19 protein-coding genes are annotated in these 16,033 nt (G+C 67.3%); 4 read left to right on the forward strand and 15 right to left on the reverse strand.

The features are described 5' to 3' along the window. Window positions 1-2: 2 nt before the first annotated feature. Window positions 3-845, reverse strand: a complete 843-nt coding sequence (locus tag AB0M65_RS11370) for a hypothetical protein (protein ID WP_364025086.1) — start codon at window positions 843-845, stop codon at window positions 3-5. Window positions 846-867: 22 nt separating this feature from the next. After that, complete coding sequence (locus AB0M65_RS11375) at window positions 868-3,789, reverse strand: hypothetical protein (protein ID WP_364025089.1); 2,922 nt, start codon at window positions 3,787-3,789, stop codon at window positions 868-870. 112 nt (window positions 3,790-3,901) lie between these two features. Here AB0M65_RS11375 and AB0M65_RS11380 point away from each other — a divergent pair, with 112 nt between their 5' ends. Genes AB0M65_RS11380 through AB0M65_RS11395 form a run of 4 tightly spaced genes read left to right on the forward strand, consistent with a single transcriptional unit; the run spans window position 3,902 to window position 6,229 of the window. Then, the gene (locus AB0M65_RS11380) at window positions 3,902-4,303 is read left to right on the forward strand and encodes an SseB family protein (RefSeq protein WP_364025092.1); all 402 of its coding nucleotides are present in this window, start codon (window positions 3,902-3,904) and stop codon (window positions 4,301-4,303) included. Window positions 4,304-4,337: 34 nt separating this feature from the next. Further along, window positions 4,338-4,682, forward strand: coding sequence for a hypothetical protein (locus AB0M65_RS11385; protein WP_364025095.1), 345 nt, complete (start codon window positions 4,338-4,340; stop codon window positions 4,680-4,682). Further along, on the forward strand, window positions 4,682-5,890 hold the full coding sequence (locus tag AB0M65_RS11390) for a putative T7SS-secreted protein (RefSeq protein WP_364025098.1): 1,209 nt from the start codon (window positions 4,682-4,684) through the stop codon (window positions 5,888-5,890). Before AB0M65_RS11385 ends, AB0M65_RS11390 begins: the two co-directional genes overlap by 1 nt. A 3-nt stretch (window positions 5,891-5,893) precedes the next feature. Then, on the forward strand, window positions 5,894-6,229 hold the full coding sequence (locus tag AB0M65_RS11395) for a hypothetical protein (protein ID WP_364025101.1): 336 nt from the start codon (window positions 5,894-5,896) through the stop codon (window positions 6,227-6,229). A gap of 49 nt (window positions 6,230-6,278) precedes the next feature. Here the strand turns inward: AB0M65_RS11395 and AB0M65_RS11400 are convergent, their stop codons facing one another. The 13 genes from AB0M65_RS11400 to AB0M65_RS11460 all read right to left on the reverse strand — a co-directional run bounded on the left by AB0M65_RS11400 (window position 6,279) and on the right by AB0M65_RS11460 (window position 15,873). Next, window positions 6,279-6,560, reverse strand: a complete 282-nt coding sequence (locus tag AB0M65_RS11400; RefSeq protein WP_364025104.1) for a hypothetical protein — start codon at window positions 6,558-6,560, stop codon at window positions 6,279-6,281. Between the two features lie 125 nt (window positions 6,561-6,685). Beyond that, window positions 6,686-6,964 carry a hypothetical protein gene (locus AB0M65_RS11405; protein ID WP_364025107.1) on the reverse strand — a complete coding sequence of 93 codons (279 nt, stop codon included), beginning with the start codon at window positions 6,962-6,964 and terminating at the stop codon, window positions 6,686-6,688. Between the two features lie 76 nt (window positions 6,965-7,040). After that, window positions 7,041-7,691, reverse strand: a complete 651-nt coding sequence (locus AB0M65_RS11410) for a hypothetical protein (protein ID WP_364025110.1) — start codon at window positions 7,689-7,691, stop codon at window positions 7,041-7,043. Between the two features lie 12 nt (window positions 7,692-7,703). After that, entirely contained in the window at window positions 7,704-8,126 is a 423-nt protein-coding gene (locus AB0M65_RS11415; RefSeq protein ID WP_364025113.1) for a hypothetical protein, read from the reverse strand. After that, window positions 8,123-8,434, reverse strand: coding sequence for a hypothetical protein (locus AB0M65_RS11420; RefSeq protein WP_364025116.1), 312 nt, complete (start codon window positions 8,432-8,434; stop codon window positions 8,123-8,125). The genes AB0M65_RS11415 and AB0M65_RS11420 overlap by 4 nt, the downstream gene beginning before the upstream one ends. A gap of 3 nt (window positions 8,435-8,437) precedes the next feature. Beyond that, the gene (locus tag AB0M65_RS11425; protein WP_364025119.1) at window positions 8,438-8,767 is read right to left on the reverse strand and encodes a hypothetical protein; all 330 of its coding nucleotides are present in this window, start codon (window positions 8,765-8,767) and stop codon (window positions 8,438-8,440) included. 15 nt (window positions 8,768-8,782) lie between these two features. Then, a complete protein-coding gene (locus tag AB0M65_RS11430; RefSeq protein WP_364025122.1) occupies window positions 8,783-9,052 on the reverse strand; it encodes a hypothetical protein in 270 nt (89 codons plus the stop codon). A 557-nt stretch (window positions 9,053-9,609) separates the two neighbouring features. Next, window positions 9,610-9,789: a hypothetical protein gene (locus AB0M65_RS11435; protein ID WP_364025124.1), complete on the reverse strand. Its 180-nt coding sequence runs from the start codon at window positions 9,787-9,789 to the stop codon at window positions 9,610-9,612. Then, complete coding sequence (locus AB0M65_RS11440; protein ID WP_364025127.1) at window positions 9,789-10,772, reverse strand: DUF5309 family protein; 984 nt, start codon at window positions 10,770-10,772, stop codon at window positions 9,789-9,791. Before AB0M65_RS11440 ends, AB0M65_RS11435 begins: the two co-directional genes overlap by 1 nt. A gap of 60 nt (window positions 10,773-10,832) precedes the next feature. Continuing rightward, window positions 10,833-11,504, reverse strand: coding sequence for a hypothetical protein (locus AB0M65_RS11445; protein ID WP_364025130.1), 672 nt, complete (start codon window positions 11,502-11,504; stop codon window positions 10,833-10,835). Between the two features lie 666 nt (window positions 11,505-12,170). Continuing rightward, window positions 12,171-13,688, reverse strand: coding sequence for a phage portal protein (locus AB0M65_RS11450; RefSeq protein ID WP_364025133.1), 1,518 nt, complete (start codon window positions 13,686-13,688; stop codon window positions 12,171-12,173). Between the two features lie 18 nt (window positions 13,689-13,706). Beyond that, window positions 13,707-15,452: a terminase TerL endonuclease subunit gene (locus tag AB0M65_RS11455; RefSeq protein WP_364025136.1), complete on the reverse strand. Its 1,746-nt coding sequence runs from the start codon at window positions 15,450-15,452 to the stop codon at window positions 13,707-13,709. Further along, a complete protein-coding gene (locus AB0M65_RS11460) occupies window positions 15,412-15,873 on the reverse strand; it encodes a phage terminase small subunit P27 family (protein ID WP_364025139.1) in 462 nt (153 codons plus the stop codon). The genes AB0M65_RS11455 and AB0M65_RS11460 overlap by 41 nt, the downstream gene beginning before the upstream one ends. Between the last annotated feature and the right edge of the window lie 160 nt (window positions 15,874-16,033).

A 16,033-nucleotide genomic window follows, 5' to 3' on the forward strand; every position in this document is an offset into this window, starting at 1 on the left:
GGCTAGACCTCCTGGAGGGTGAGGGTGGTGGAGTACGAACCGGGAATCGGATAGGTCCAGGGCAGGGAGTCCAGGAGCACGACGGCCGCGCCGCCTCCAGCGGTCCAGGACGGCACGTCCGTGCCGGTGGTGATCGACCAGGCCGACGTCGTCACCACGCCCGGCAGCTCCCGCACCAAGGCGGGACGGACCGCCGCCGCCCCGTCCGACGCCGGGACGGTCAGCGACATGCGCGTACCGCCGGAGCCGGGTATGGACGCGGTCCCTTGCACGGTGGTGCGGACAACGCCCGCGCTGTCGAGCACGAACGCGGCGAGAGACACCGCGACCGTGGCGGCCACGCTGGCGGTGAACGTCACCGTCTCGCCCGGAAGCACCGGCGTGGGGTCGACGGCCGACAGCGAGCCACCGCCGCTCGGAAGCACCCACAGCAGCGCCGACGAACCAGCCGGGACAGCTGTACCGGGCGGCACCAGCGGAGCTTGCCGCCACACCACGCCCCCGACGGCGGTGGCGATACCGTCCGGGGCGTGCTCCACCGCTCCGGCCGTGGCAACTTGAACCGGCAACCTGTTCTCCTCGGCCGGATCGATCAGCCACAACGGACCGGGAATGAGACCGTTGTGCAGCAACGACAACCAGCCCCGTAGCTCGGTGTCGAGGTAGGGCCAGGACAACGTCCACGTGCGCTTCATCCCGAGCCGGTCCAGGGTGGGGCGCCCGGTGAGGGAGCGGTGCAGCCCACCGAAGCGGACCGGCACCATTTCCGGTGGACCGCCCAGCGACGGCGAAGGCAGAGCCTGTAACCCGCCGAGCGGCCCGAGCCAGAACACCGGATCAGCCATTAGGTTCACCCCAAATGGTTGGTCAGCGTCGTGCGTTGGCTGTGTTCACCGCGTTGACCAGCCGGGCGGTTCCGTCGCCGTCGACCCGCAGCCGCGCGCCGTCCAGCGCGAGCAGCACCCCCGCCGTTACCGCCGCCGAGATCGAGGCGGCGTCCAACGCGGACGTTCCCGGCGGGAACACCGGCCGGACCGGTGCAGCCGTCTGACCGTTCGCCGCTGGTGCGGTGCCGAGGGCGGGCGGGGTGTCTACTCGCAGAGTGTTGGTGAGGCCGGTCAGGTAGTCCCGGATCTGCGGTTCGCCGTCTTCCAGCCCGGTCAGCAGACCGCGCATGATCAAGCGGCCGTTCCCGGTGAGAAGGACCCGGTCCCGGGCAGGTGGGCCCTTCCACGAGGTGATCCAGTCGGTGAGTTCGCCGAGCCGGTCTTTCACCCAACCGAAGCCGGAGGTGATGCCGTCGACCAGGCCGCTGATCACGTTCCGTCCCGCTTCCCACAGCAGCGACCCGAGGTTGCCGAGCGCGTCGAGGATGCGGCCGGGAATGCTGGCGACGAGGTCGAGCACGCCGCCGATGCTGTGCGCCACGATGCCTTTGATCATTCCCCAGGCGCCGGACACGATGTTCTTCACGCCGGTCCATGCTTGGTCCCAGTTGCCCGAGATCAGGCCGGTCACCACAGAGATGACGCCGGAGATCACGGTGAGCGCGCCGGAGATGACGTCCACGATCGCCGAGAATTTGCCCTTCACCAGGCCGAAAAGCTCCAGGATGATGGGCATCAGGAGCTGGCTGATCTGGACGATCAGCGGGGTCAGCGCTACGGCGAGCTGGGTGAACAGCCCGGCGGCCTGCACGATCACCGGCAGCAGCGACGTCACCAGGTCCAGCAACGGCGGCAGCAGCGCGGAGACCAGTTGCAGCAGCGGCGGCAGGATCGGCAGCAGCGACGTGACGATCCCGAGGAACGCTTCCGCCAGCGGCGGGATCACCGGCAGCAGCGCGGCGAGGATCTGACCGGCGATCTCGCCGAGCAGCCCACCGACCTCCGACAGCACCGGCGTGGCCGCAGCCAGCGCGGTCGACACCACCCCGGCGAGTTGCTGGATCGCTTGCACCACAACGGGAAGCACCGGCATGACCGCGTTCAGCGCGGCCAGCAGTACCGAGGTGAACACCCCACCCAGCGTGGACAGCACCGGCAGCACGGCCGAGAGGGCTTGCAGCAGCGCGCCACCGAGCTGCCCGATGATCGGTGCCAGCGCGGTCAGCAACTGCCCGAGTGCCGGAGCGGCGAGCCGCAGCGCCTGTACCAGGAGCCCGCCGAACTGCGTGATCAGTGGGGCAAGCGTCCGCGCGAGTTCTACCAGGGCGGGAGTCAGCTCGGTGACCGCCGCGCCGAGAGCGCCACCGAGCTGCCCCACCAGCTCCGCGACAGCCGGGGCCAGCGCGCCGACGATCGGGGCCAGCGCGGCAGCCGCGGGAACCAGAACCGCCGCCAACGCCTGGGCCGCCGTACCCAATACAGGAGCGAGGGCGGCGAGGACCTGCCCCAACGGTGCGATCGCGGGGGCCAGTGCGGCGAACGCCGCACCGATCATCGGTCCCAGCTGCGCGATCGCCGGAGCGATCGAGCCGATGATGGCTTGGCCGAGCGCAACGAGGATCGGCATCAGGCCGGTGGTGACGGCATGCAGGCCGGTAAAGATCTGGCTGAGCGCGCCCGCGCCTTCGGCGGAGCGCACGAACTCGGCCATCTGGCCGGTGACGTCGACCAGGACCGTGAGCAGCCCTCCACCGCCAGTGTTGGCGGCGGAGAACACGGCGAACACGACTTGCCCCAGGTTCTTCAGGACCGTGACCAGGTCGCCGACAGCCGACAGGCCCGCTGAGAGCCAGTCGCGGAGCTGCCCGGACTCGCGTGCCGCCGCGATGAAGTCGGCGAACTTCTGCGCGGCGTCGGCGAGGCCGGATCCGAAGCCGGGCAGGAACTCGGCGCCCACGGCGGCGATGTCGCGCAGCCCTTGCAGGAACGGCTGCACCGCCTGCGCGAGCTGGTGCATGGTCGCCGAGGTGTTGCCCAGGATCGAGCCGACGTCGGAGACCGTGCGGCCTTCGCGGGCGAACGCGGCGAAGCCGAGAGCGCCGGCGTTCAGCCCCTCGGAGATCCCGCCCAAACCGTGCCGCAGCAGCGGCAGATACGTGCCGGACAACGTGGTGATTTCCGCCGACAGGCCGGTGAACAGCCGTTGCTGAACCTCTTGCCGCAGCCCCAGGAACTCTGGTCGCAGTGCGCGGACCGCGTTCGCGGCCGCCGCCATCGCGGGTGGAAAGTCCTTGATTGCCTCGGCGTACTTCTTCGGGTCCTCCTGCTTGAGCGCGTCGGAGAACCCGGAGATCCCGAGCTTGAGTGTTTGCAGGATCGCGACGGCCGCGAGCCCTGCGGCCGGGACCGCCAGGAGCGACCCTGAGGCGGTGGCCGCGATCGAGCCGAGTCCGCCCAGCGCGGTCACGGCCTGCCCGGCACCGGCCGCCATTGCCCCGTACTTCAAGGTGGCCAGGCCGACCGCGCCCGAGTGCAGCGCTATCGCGCCGGTCGCCGACCGCATCCGGGAGTCGACTTCGGACAGGCCGCGGATGCTTGCGCCGACCGACTTGTCCAGCACGACCTTGAGCGTGATGTTCTGCTCATCGAGGCGCCGTTTCAGCGCGGCGAACCGGGTTTCGACAGGTTCGGCGTCCAGCTCGGCCAGTAGCCGGATCGCGGTCTGATCACCCTCGCGGGCAGCGGCGCGGAGCTGTTCGCGCAGCAGCGCGGTTTTCACCTCGGCCGACAGGCTGACCTTCGGTGCCTGCCCTTCGGCCTCACGGACCTGGTCGCGCAGGTGCCGCCCCAAGCCCTGGAGGGACGGCATGATCTTCAGATAGGCGTGAGCAACGGAAGTCACGGGCGTTCACCCCGCCCGGACCAAGGTCAGCCGCTACACGTCCACAGCGCGGTCTTTCGGAAGCTCGTCAGACCTACGGTTACGTTCCGTTGTCGTATGTACACTGGTCGCCGTGACTCGGGAGGCGGAGGCGAGGCTGGCAGCCGTCGCACAGGACGTGCGGAGAGGCACGCGGGGACCGGGTGATCTGACGGACGTCTTCGCCGGTGCCGTGGTGTATGTGCAGCGGCCCGAGCAGCCTGGACTGTGGGTGACCGATCTGGGCGAGCGCGGCCGGTGGATGGTGGTGTTCTCCACGCTGGAACGCCTAGCCCGCCACACCGGGGAGTGTGACTATCTGTCCACAACCGGGGCCGACTTCCTGGAACTCGTACCGCCGGGAATCGGTCTGATGGTTGATCCCGATGATGAGCATCGGTTCCCCGTCTTGTCGCGTATGGCGCCCCCGGACGTCGTCGCGAGGACATGGGCGCAAGCAGGGAAACGGCCTCCGCGACTCGATATCACCGGATAACGACGCAGAGGCTGGAAATGGAGGGGGCTCCACGATGGATGGTCCAGGTTTTCACGTCGAGATCGAGGTACTGGAAGGCGCCTCGAAGAACATGAGCCAGATCGTGCACGACCAGGACAGCTTCGAATTGCGTGGCCTGTGTGGCGAGCCGCCGCTCTACGGCCACGATGGTGTGCACGCCGCTTTGGCCGAATTCTGCGGTAGCTGGAGCGTCGGAATCGACGCGCTGTCCGACCGCGCGAGCGACCTCGGAGACCTACTCGGCAAAGCCGCCCAGGCATACCGCGCCGTCGAGCACGACAACACCAGCGCGTTGAAGACCGATCCGGGTATCGACGCGATCACACCGGACGCGGCACCCCGGATCGGTGGCCGCTGATGGCGGAGCTGGGCCAGACAACCGACCCGAAAGCGCTGATCCCCGGCGACCCTCCAGCGGTCTATGAGAACGCCAGGGTCCTCGGGGCACGGGCGCGCTCGGCTGGCGCGGTCGGTGATGCGTTGAAGCGGATCGATACCGGCAGCTGGCGTGGTCCGGCTTCAGACCGATTCCACGACGACCACCAGACCGAAGTCCCGCGCTGGCTGCAAGCAGACGACTCGCTCGACAACGCCGCGCAAGCCCTGACCGCCTACGCCGACACGCTGGCGTGGGCACAAGGCCAGGCCGCCGAAGCGATCGCCCAATGGCAGCAAGGCGAGACCGCGACCCAGCAGGCCACACAGGCACACGACCACGCGGTGGCCGACGCGCAGACACGAACACGGGCCAACGCCGAGCGCGGAGACCCCACCGTCGTCCAACCGCCAGCGTTCACCGACCCTGGCGAAGCGCTACGGCAGGCAGCCCGCGACATCCTGAACCGGGCACGCCAGCAACTCGTCGAGGCTGGTGCCCGCTGCGCGGATGCCCTGCGGGTCGAATCAACACTGGCCCCGCAGGACTCCCGCAAGCAAGCCGACGCCAACTTCTACGGCGGTATCTGGGACTCGATCTCCGGCGCCGGTGAAGCACTCTGGGGTGCGGTCAGCGACCCGGGCGGAACAGTGGCGGCGATGGCGAACAACGTCCTGCACCCCGTCGAGACCTTCAAAGCCATCACCGCCTGGGACGACTGGGCCAACGGCCACGGAGACCGCGCCCTCGGAAAGATCACCGGTGGAATGCTTCTGGGCCTCGGGTCAGGAAAGCTCCTCAAAGACTTGATCGGCCGGAAACACCACGACACAGACACACCGGCCGAACACCGTCCCGGCACCCCAGCCAGCACACCCGAAGCCCGCATTGAGAGGGTGCAACAGGCTGTCACCGACGACCATGGCAATCTGCTCGGCGTCGAGGACAGCAAAGGGGTACGCATGGTCAACGAGGCGCAGCTGAGCCAAGTCCGGCAACACTTCCACGACAACCTCGGTGAACCAACGAAGGTCATCCAGACACCGAAAGGCACAGTCGAGTACTGGAAAATCAGCGACGACCCCAAGCAGACAGTCTCATTCCGCACATACAGCGACTCAGGGGGAAATACCATTGACGTTAACGATGTATCCGGTGTTGACATGAAGAGATTCCACGTGGGCGGCTGACCAATGAACACTGAATCCGAGAAGTACCAAGAAGATCTGGACTACTTCACCGACTACGCCCGGGACGACTGGGTACCCATTCATAACGTGTTCGTGTCCGCAAGCAACATCCTCGGCGCTGGCGCGAGCTTGCAGCAAATCACCCTGACTGCCGAGACGATGCTGAAAGAGCTGTTCGCGCGGAAGGTCTGCGTTGGAGACCTCACCCATCATGATCCCGGCTTTGAAACGTGGAGCGGCACACCGGCCGATTGGCTTGAGCGAGTCCGCGAGGATGTCAAAACGCGCGGCGACATTCCCGACCCCGGCGAACTCGGCTGGCTGCACATCCCGAAATAGCCGAACACCGCCGGTGCAGCCAACCCCGACGCAGCGGACGGTATCGGGGTCAACCTCCGCGCATCCAGACAGCGATCTCGCGCAACGATTTCAGTTCCGCGCCGTCGCGGCCGGGCGTGGTACTCGGCGTGGTGCGCGTGGGCGGAGTCCAGGTGTCCAGCGGGCCGGACAGCTGGTCGTCTGTGACGTCCTGGCCCAGCGCCACGGCCACGGTCGCCCACAGCGCCGTGACGCGCCGTTCGACCGTGGCAAGCACGAGTTCAGCGCGAGTCATCGCGCCGAACGGATCGTGCACCCGCCAGACCGCCGCATCGTCAGGCAGGTGCGTCACCAGCGCGCACACCCGCCGGTAGGAAAGGAATCCGCGGTAGAGGTCGAGTAGATCGACCCCGTACCGCAGCAGATCGGTTTCGAGAGCTTCGGCGGTCGCCTCGTCCGCGAGGAGCCGGGCGACCGTTAGAGGTTTCCCCGCCCCAGCTCCTTCATGACCACGGCGGAGAAGTCTTCGGCGTCGGCGGCCGTAGAGGCCAGGCCGCGCCACTTGGTGTACTGGTCGAGCCCGAGAATGAGTTTCAGCGCGGTCAGGTGTTTGCCCTCTTCCTCGGCTTCGAGCGCTTCAAGTGGGAACTCCTGCGGGTTGGGCAGAGTGAACCGCTTGCCGCGCCAGCTCACGGCCAGGGCCGCGCCGGGCGAGGCGGGCTTGCCGGTTGCTTCCGCGCGCTGTCGAGTCGCCATCAGGGGTGTGCTCCTTCGGTGAGATGTGTTCGGGTGAGGCTCTGTCGGCGTGGTATGAACCGAACTGGGTGTTGCGTCACTTCACGCGCGGCTGATCCTCGGTGAGCACATCAAGCGCTCCCGTGGCGACGGCAGGTGCCCCGAACAGCACAGCGGGATCGTTGGTGAGCCACACGGCGATGTAGGTCTTGCCCTTCGGCGGCGCGAGTGCGGAAAACTTCATGCCCCAGCGTGCTTCCTGGGTGCGGCCCCACTGAGCATCTTCGGTCTCGGAGACCTCGGCACGCGGCAGGTAGAGACGGTGGTTATAGACCTCGGTGTCGGAAATGCTGTCGACCCAGTCCACGCAGAGGGCACGGACGTCGCCCTTGGGGATAGAGCTGATCTCGGCCCGGTAGACCTTCGGAGTTCCGGTGCCGACAGCCGCGAACTTCATGCCACCGAAGTAGACGGACAGGACTTCGCCCTTCGTTTCCTGGAACACCGACGCCACGGTGAGTTCCTGGGACTTGTAGATGTAGCGAGCGGGGGTGAGCTGCTGCCAGTGCTCGGTGCCCTCTTTCTCGACCTTGCGGGCCAGAGTGGTGCCGTCCGAGGTGGACAGCCCGAGCCCGGCCCACGGGGCCGCGAGTGGGGCGATGGGGTCGGCGGGTTCGGGGGTGTCCGCTGGTGCCAGCGACACCTCACCGGTACCGGGGACGCGGACGAGCGCGGAATTCATGGCCATGTATGGGAAACCTCAAACGGTGGGGGTGCGCGCGAAGACTGCGGCAGCGCAGGTGGCCAGCGGTGCGGCCGTGTGCGGATCGATCCCCGCCAGCGGAGCGGCGATCGGTTCGGCTCGGATGATCTGGCTCGGCGATGCGGGCGCGCAGAGCAGGCCGAGCGCGAGCCCGGCTAGAGCTTTCGAAGTGTGCGGACTGTGGTGCCACACGGTCAGCCGGATGATGGCACGTTGTACGGCGGGCCAGGTCCAGCTGTGGCCGTCCTCGGCGACGAGCAGCCACGGCAGCGACGGCGGCCCGCCGTCCAGTCCGGCGCCCGTCTCGGTCGAGACTTGAACCCGCTCGGCGACCGCGAGGACCTGGCCGGCGAGCAGAGCACGAAGCCGCCGCACGACCAGTGCGGCCACGTCGACCGGCACCGGCACGCGACCGGTCACGTGGCGCCGTCCTGCTCGTCGCCGAGCGACAGGCCCGCGGTTTCCGCCGCGCGCTTGAGCAGCCCGTAACGCGCTTCCATACCGAGCCCGGCGGGGTGGCGGATGGCGACCGACCAGCCCACGCGGTCGGTGTCGGGATCGGAGTAGACCTCGATCGGCAGCGGCTCACCCGAGGTCACCACGTGCCCGGACGACCGCGCGACCTCACCGACCTTCTCAGCGGCGGCCTTGATCACCCCCTCGAACTCTGGTGAGTGCAGCAGTCCCGCCACTGCGTTGTAGTCGATCGTGATCTTTTCCAGGGCCATCGCTCAGCCCTCCACGTGGGTCAGGGTGAGTTCGTAGTGGACGTAGCCAAACCGCGGTGACCACCGCGCCGGTTCCCCGGACACCTCGAACGTCCGCCCGTCCCACTCGATCCGCTCCCGCGCGGTGACCGGAACGGCGGTGAACGCCCGCCAGCCGGTAACCACCACCTGACGGCCGGTCGCGGCAGGTTCCGTCGAGCCGCCCGGCTGCACGAGCCCGGCCACGATCCGGCGGGGCGCATCCGGGCCGTAGGTGAGCCGAGGAACCGGGTTTTCGTACTCGTCCGGGACTGGAACCGGGGTGACGACGATCAAGCGGTGCGGGAAGCGCACGAGGGGTTCACCGCCTCACACCGTCCAGATGGTGAACGCCGCACGGGGCGAGAGAACCGGTGGACGCAGCAGGTCCAGTTCGTCTTCGGTGAAGTACAGGCCACCCCCGGCATGGGCGGCGGTCCGGGAGTGTCCACCCACCGTCTCGGAGGTATTGCCATCCGGTGGCGAGGCCAGCGCCCGCAGCACGGCCGTACAGATCACTCCGGGGGCGGTGTCCGGCGGCGGGTCCGGCAGGTCAGGCACCTGCTGTCTGACCCGCGCTGAGGCGTCTCTGATCAGCACGCTGGCACGAGCCTGCTGGTCCTCGTTCAGAGGTTCGACAGACCGTGCTCGAAGGTCGGCCACTGTTGCCAGCGGGAGCGGGGACGACACGACTGAGCTGCCCTCCCTCGTGCCGGTTCACCGTCGGCTACACTCGTGTCAACCCAACTGGCGCGATGCCAGAATCGGTGCGATACCGATGGGTTATCAGTTGGAAGGCGCCGATCTAATCGGCGACTCCGCCAGGGAAAAACAGGCACTGGATACATCTCAGGCTGCCCAGCCAGCCGGATCAGATGCTCAGCCTGTATTCCATGGAGTACGCGGCCGCGATGGCGCGTAGCTGGCAACGCACAACTGAATGCAGCAACCAAGCACTCAATCTCCCACGAGGCCGGGCTCGCGGGCAATCGATGACGTGTGAGGGTTAATGCTCGCTTCAGTGACTACCGGATTTGTTGTCTGTTTTCTGACAGCCATGGGAGTGTGCGTGTACATCGTGCGCAGGGACGGCGCGAAGGGTTTGCACTACTTCGCCGAGGTAATTCGCGCTTTCTGGAGGCGCAAGGACTAGCCACCTATTCGTCGAGCGTGCTCTTCTGGGGCCTTCCACCGGCCGCACGCACTCCTACCTCAGGTGGAAGAAGTTTGAGCGCGTCGATGGTTGCCTTGTCGGCGACTTCAGCTTCGCCGTCGACGAAGGTCACGCCGAGATCGTGCACGGTGAGTGCCGGGTACTTGGTGCTGGTGAACTTCATCAGGCACCCGCCACGGTGAGGCCGGTGATCTTGCCGTGGGCGTTCTCCGGCCCGTACTCCAACCCGATCTCCCCGTAGATCTGGGCTTTGTCCACCGAGCCGGTCTTTGCCAGGGGCTCGGAGAACAGGAAGCCCTTGCCGGGCGTCTCGAGCAGCACCGGCGCGCACTGGTCCAGAGAGACCACTTCGACGGCATCGGCGGGCATGTAGCGGTTGAGCATCACGTTCAGCGTGCCGAAGTCGGTTTCGATGGTGGTCACGGAGACTCCGGCGACGTTGCGCGTCTGTTCGCGGTATTGCTTCTTGGTGATGAACTCGTTCGTCAGCTGCCGTTTCTGCCACGCTCCGCACATCAGCGTGGCGGTCTCCGACACCTGGATCCCGCCCGAAGTCCATACCTTTTGCAGCAGGTCCAGCACCATCAGTTCCGTGAGTGGCGCGGCGGTGGCGTTGGTGATCACGTTCGTCTTGGTCGCCTCCAGGATCCCGCGCGTCTTGCGGACCTTGGAGTTATCGGTCGGTTCCTGGAACGTGCCGGTGATGAACCCGGCTTCGACGTCGCGCCCGATCTGGATCAGCGCCTGCCGGGTCTGCCAGTCCATTTCGTTCACGACCGGGTTGGTGCCGCCGATCGACGCGGCGTTGGGGTTGGCCGAGCCGGTGGCGGCGAACATCTGCTGCGTGGCCTGGCGGGTGTAGGTGACGCCGATGGTTTCCTGGTGGATCTCCAGGACGTTGCGGTCCGTGCCCCGGACCCGGGTGTCCGGGCTGGGAGCGTCCGCGCCTTCGGTCCGCTGCCGGTTGGCGTCCGGGGCGCGCAGGTCGTAGACCTGCCAGGTGTGCACGACGGCGTTGGCGCGCTTGCCGCCGGTCAGACCCCCGATGGCGGACAGGAACGGGGTGTCGGTCGGAGTGAGAGCGAACAGTTCGCCGACGAAGTTCGGTGCGTTGTAGGTGTTGGCGATCGCGGCCACACCAGGCATAACGGTCTCCTGAAGGGTGTACGGGTGGTGTGCCGCCCATGCGGCCGGGAACGAGCGCGGTTAGCGCTTCTGAGCTGCCTGTTCGGCGAGGCGCTGGTTTTTCAGCGTGATCGCCGTCGCCCAGTCGCCGCGCTTCTCCGCGTCGGCGATCTGCGAGTCGTAGCCCGCCGGGCCGGACTGGCGTGCGCCCTGCGACGGGTCGGGCGCGGGTCGGCGAGGACCGGCCGGTTCGCCGGTCCGGGCGAGATGGGGACGGGCGAGGAGAACCGCGGCGAGGTCGGCCGTGATGGTGGTGGTGTCGATCTCGCCGTCGGTGGTGACGTAGCGGTCGCGGTCGTCGAGGTAGCGGGGCGCGTCGGTCGGATCCGCCCAGCCCGATGCGGCGGCCCGAATTTCCGCGTCCACCGCCCGACGCCGCAACACGGTCAGCTGCTGTTCGGCGGACTCCGCGCGCTGGGCGGCCTTCTCCGCGTCGGTCTGCTGCTCGGCCTCGATCGCGTCGAGCTTCGCCGCCTTGCTCTTGTGGTCCTTGGCGGTCTTCTCGGCCTTGCTCAGCTTGGCTTGTGTCTGCTCGAACAGGGCCTTGTAGTCCACTTCAGCGGCCTGTCCGGCCTCGGGCGGGGTGCCGGTCTGCTCGGTCTCGGGCGGGGTCGCGCTGGTACCGGGCGCGGCCGGATCCGGCGCGGTCTGCGCGGTCTGGCCAGTGTCGGCGGGAATGCGAGTATCGGTCACAACCTTGTCCTCAAGCGGTGTCGCGGAATGCCTCGAAAGGCGTCTTATGAGAAACTGGCGCCGTGAATGCCAAGCCGACACGGACGCAGATTGCTGCCGTGTTCGTGGCGTGCTCAGGCGGAGCTCAAGTCTTGGCAGGCGTCAACGGCGGTATCACGTTGTGGCAGCTCATCTGGCTTCTGGGGACCATGAGCGCGGGTGCGGCCGGTGTCGCGTTCGCGACCGAAAGCCCTCAAAAAAAGGCTATTACTTTACTCCTGGCAACAGCACGGTTCAAGTAACTAGCGTGCTTGCAAAGCGTCCGCCAACATCCATTGCCGGTGTGGCGTGCCGCCAGCGCCTGGGGTTCCCAGCGTGAAGGTCACGAACCCAACCCAGTGACCGGTTGTCGTCGCAGCCCAGGCGCTGAGCGTCCCGGGCACCAGCCCAGTGAGGTCCAGTCCGTCTGGAAGGAACCCCTTGGGCGCGGCGACCGGGAAGGCACGGCGCAAGTCGACCCACACGGGACGGCTTGGTTCCACCATATGCAGGTAGTTCGCACCCTGGGGTGCAGCACCTCCACGATCGGACATGTGTTCGATTATGCATTCGGCTCGCTGCGTCGGCCTATGAGGTGACCTGCACGAAAGAGTCATGCGCGTGTTATGCCCGCGAGTCCACGAGGACTTAAGACGTGCTCGCTGGTTCGCGGAACTGCACCGCGAGCGCTGGGCGCAACCGCGACCCGGCAAGCACACTCGGCCGCTCTTGTTCCTGGCGGTCGGGCAGCTCGGCCGGGTCGCTGTCGACCTTGGGACCGCTTTCGGTGGTGACGTCCGTGCCAGTGTTCCGGCCGCGTGATTCCTGGTCCTCGATCTCCATGTCGCGGATCTGGGCGTCGGAGTACCCGAGTGCTCGGCGGGCGGAGCGGCGCGGCAGCAGCTTGTCCGCCGAGTACAGCTTGACCACCCCGTCGGCCTGCGCGGCGAACGTCGGCGTAGCGGGATCGACCCACTGGGTTTCCACCCGCAGTGCCTCGTCGGGCACCTTGCCGTCGCGCACGTGCAGGATGCGCTGAGCCACACGGTTCCAGCCGCTGCCGAACGAGCGCTGCCGCCGTTCGGCCCGCTTGATGTGGCGGGACTCCGAGGACCGGATCCCGTCCGCGCTGGCGGGGTTCTCGGTGCTGTAGCCGAGGAAGTGCGGCGGGAGACCAGACAGGCTGGCGACGAGGCGGGCCAGAGTGTTGAGCGTGTTGTGAAAGTTCGACAGGTCCGCCTCGGGGAACTGCCCGACCGCCACCCCGTCATCCTTCGGCGACTTCGAGGACGCCCAGAGAACGCCGGCGACAGCCTCCCACGGCGTGAGCGGGTTTCCCTTGCCGTCAACGAAATCATCCTTGTCGAACCCGAGTGCGTAGCGTCTCGGCATCGCGTGGAACTCAGCGGACACCATCATGTCGGTGGCGATTTTGCAGGCCGCGTCCGACAGCGGGAGGACGCTCGCCAGCTCCGAGCGACCAAGCCGCGGGGGTGCGCTGCGGCGCCGCCGCGTGCGGGGCCGGTTCACCAGCGGCACGACGGGCACGACGCCCATGCCGTGCCCGTCGCGGTCGGTTTCCTCCCAGACCCCGCCACCGTTATCGGAGGAGTACCAGATGGTTTCGTTCGGCAGGTACAGCGTGGCGTAGGCCTCGGACTGGTCCCCGTCGCCGTCCTCGGAGAACTGCCGCTTCAGCGCGGCCCGGACCTCGCGGGTACGCGGGTCCATGTCCACATGGACGTCGAACGGGGACTCGACCGTCACCAGCGGCATCGACGGCCGGGCCTCGTTCGTGCCGACGATCGCGAAGGACCGGCCGAGCACCAGGGCGTCGATGTGCGCCTGCTCGGAGTGCAGGCCCAGCTCGTTCCCTGCCCAGATGTTCCACAGCTCGCGATCGGCGGCCTGCTCACCGCCGAGCCGGAACCCGGTCACGTCGAGGCGCTCATCCAGGGAATCCACGACCAGCTCAGGCCAGTTGATCACGACCTGCCGCACGCGGGTATCCAGGCGGCGCAGCAGCTCCGGGTGCATGTACGACAGCGACTGCTCACCCTCGTAGTAAGCGTCGAGGATCTCCAGCCCAGGAATCTGCGCATCGTGCTGGCGAGTGATGCGGGTGACCCACTGCTCAGACGTCAGCTCAGCGAGGTTCACAGCCACGGCGACCCCCGACCCTGGTCAGCCCATGACGACCATGTGACCGGACTTCTTCGGCTTTTGCCCGCGCAGCCGCCACCCAGAGACCGCCATGGCGGCGGTGGGTACCGCGTCGATGCGCTTGCCGGTCTTCCCGCGTAGGGGCTTGTCGGGTCGGATGAGATCGGGTTCTCCTGGTGGATGGCGTACCTCCACCGAGTCGAAGCAGAACGCAGCTACGGGATTCCCGTGATGCGACCACGAGCGGGAGCGGGTCAGCGTCATGAGTTCGGTCATGCCGTGGGTCATTCCGCGGAACGTCTGCGGCACCGGGTACATCTCCACGCGAGTGACGCGCTCCAGGCGCTGGCGGACGGGTTCGCCGCTCCACTCGTCATAGTTGATATCGGCGACCCGCAGCGCCGCGCAGTCGGCGGCGATGTCGGCCTCGATCACCTCGTAGTCGATGACCTCGCCCGGCGTGGTGGTGATCCACCCCTGCTCGACCCATTGAGACACCCGGTGGTCGGTGTGCTCGTCGAGGAAATCCACCCCGGATTCGGGTAGCCAGAACCGCCAGAGCGCCGAGACGTGTCCGTCGATGCCGTCCGGCACGATCAGGCACCACGCCGTCAGGTCCAGCTTGGACGCGAGATCCAGGCCGCCCCACGCTGGCCGCCGAGCAACCAGCTCCCGCAACCGCGCCGGTTCAGCGAACTCGGTTCCCGTGCACGCGGTGTAGAGGTGCATGGGCATCCACCGCGTGGACTGCGCTACCCATTGGTTCAGCCGGTACTGGCGGAAGCTGTTCTCCCGTGCGGGGTCGTTGCGCGCTTCCAGCGCCTCTTCCCGCAACGCGGCCAGGGAGAGGAAGTCCCCCAAGGCCGGGTTGGCGTAGTACCAGTTCGCTTCGTCCCACGGGTCCGCATCCTGTGGGAGGTTGCGGAGGTAGACGAACCGGTGCGGGGCGCGGGAGGGGTCTTCGGCGATCTTCACGCACTCGTCGTGCTCGGACTTGGCGAAGCTGGTGGGGTCGTTGCCCGCCGTCGTGGCCGCGAGCAGCAGTGGCTGCACGCGGGTTCCCATGCCGGTTCGCAGCGCGGCCCACAGGTCACCGTTGGGTTGGGTGAGGACCTCGTCGAAGATCACGCATGACGGGTTCGTGCCGAGGTTGCCCAGGGCGTCGGCCGCGACGACCTGATAGACGCTGTTGGTTTTCTCGTCCACGATCCGGGCGGCGTGCTCGACTACTCGCAGCCGTTTCGACAGGACCGGCGAGAGCGCGACCATGCGGGCGGCGACGTTGAACACCAGCCGCGCCTGGTCCTTGTCGCGGGCGGCGCCGTAGACCTCGGCGGACTCGACCCCGTCCCCGACGAGCATGTACAGCGCGACGAACGCCAGCAGCTCGGACTTGCCGTTCTTGCGGGCGAGCTCGATCCAGCCGGACCGGTATCGGCGGACGTAGGTCTGCCACTCCGGATCCCACCGGACCTCGCCGAACAGCGGCCGGACAATGTCGTCACGCTGCCAGTCGGCGAGGATGAACGGGGTCCGTGCCCACCGGTCTTTGGTGTGGACGCAGATCTCTTCGGCGAACGCCTGCGCATGATCGGCGCGCTGATGGCAGAGGTGGTCGCCGCGTTGGCGGCAGGCACGTCCATCGAAGGACCAGCCGCACACCGGAAGCCGCGGGGCCTTCGGCGTACCGGTCTTAGAAGTGGGTTTCCGCGTGCGGGAACGGGGTTTAGGAGAGGAGGCGGCCCGCGTCGCCCGAGGTGCCGCCATCGGCGCTCACCTCGGCCTTGATCGCCTGCCGGTCCGACGGCGTCAACCCGAACCGCGCGGCGAACGTCAGAAACGTGCGCTCGGAATCGGCCTGCACCTTCAACGCCGGATTCGGCACCAAGCCGCCGCCGCCAGGGACCAGCAGCGCCGAGCCGTTCACCAGCGCGGTGGCCACGGCGTAGCGGGCCAGCGCCTCGCACAAGACGCCGAACGCGTCGACGTCCCACGCGGTCAGCACCTTCCGGGTGATCATGCTCGGCGCGAGCCGATCCCAGATCGCCCGTCCCTTCTCCGACAGCCACTCCGGTGGCACGATCTCCACCGTCGGCGGCACCGGCTCCGCATCGTTGATCCGGTCCTTACGGTCACCGTGCAAGATCCGCAGCGAGGTCGGCTTCCCCGCAGGTCCACGCCTTCCCACGAGGCATCACCACCAGCGGGACGTGAAGCGAGCAAAGCTCTAGCCTTACGAAAGACTAGTCAAGACTAGTTCTGAACTAGTCTTAGAGACGCGTAATAATCCAAGGTTTAAACCCGAAGAGTAAGCAGACTTAAGATCCCAACGTAGCTGTAACTTATAA

It is taken from the genome of Amycolatopsis sp. NPDC051071 (assembly GCF_040682875.1).
In the GTDB taxonomy this organism is placed as follows: Bacteria; Actinomycetota; Actinomycetes; order Mycobacteriales; family Pseudonocardiaceae; genus Amycolatopsis.

Bases quoted from the DNA above. Each gene is read 5' to 3' on its own strand.
- AB0M65_RS11370 (WP_364025086.1), bottom strand. From the start codon at position 845: ATGGCTGATCCGGTGTTCTGGCTCGGGCCGCTCGGCGGGTTACAGGCT.
- AB0M65_RS11385 (WP_364025095.1), top strand. From the start codon at position 4,338: ATGGATGGTCCAGGTTTTCACGTCGAGATCGAGGTACTGGAAGGCGCC.
- AB0M65_RS11390 (WP_364025098.1), top strand. From the start codon at position 4,682: ATGGCGGAGCTGGGCCAGACAACCGACCCGAAAGCGCTGATCCCCGGC.
- AB0M65_RS11395 (WP_364025101.1), top strand. From the start codon at position 5,894: ATGAACACTGAATCCGAGAAGTACCAAGAAGATCTGGACTACTTCACC.
- AB0M65_RS11405 (WP_364025107.1), bottom strand. From the start codon at position 6,964: ATGGCGACTCGACAGCGCGCGGAAGCAACCGGCAAGCCCGCCTCGCCC.
- AB0M65_RS11410 (WP_364025110.1), bottom strand. From the start codon at position 7,691: ATGGCCATGAATTCCGCGCTCGTCCGCGTCCCCGGTACCGGTGAGGTG.
- AB0M65_RS11420 (WP_364025116.1), bottom strand. From the start codon at position 8,434: ATGGCCCTGGAAAAGATCACGATCGACTACAACGCAGTGGCGGGACTG.
- AB0M65_RS11435 (WP_364025124.1), bottom strand. From the start codon at position 9,789: ATGAAGTTCACCAGCACCAAGTACCCGGCACTCACCGTGCACGATCTC.
- AB0M65_RS11440 (WP_364025127.1), bottom strand. From the start codon at position 10,772: ATGCCTGGTGTGGCCGCGATCGCCAACACCTACAACGCACCGAACTTC.
- AB0M65_RS11455 (WP_364025136.1), bottom strand. From the start codon at position 15,452: ATGGCGGCACCTCGGGCGACGCGGGCCGCCTCCTCTCCTAAACCCCGT.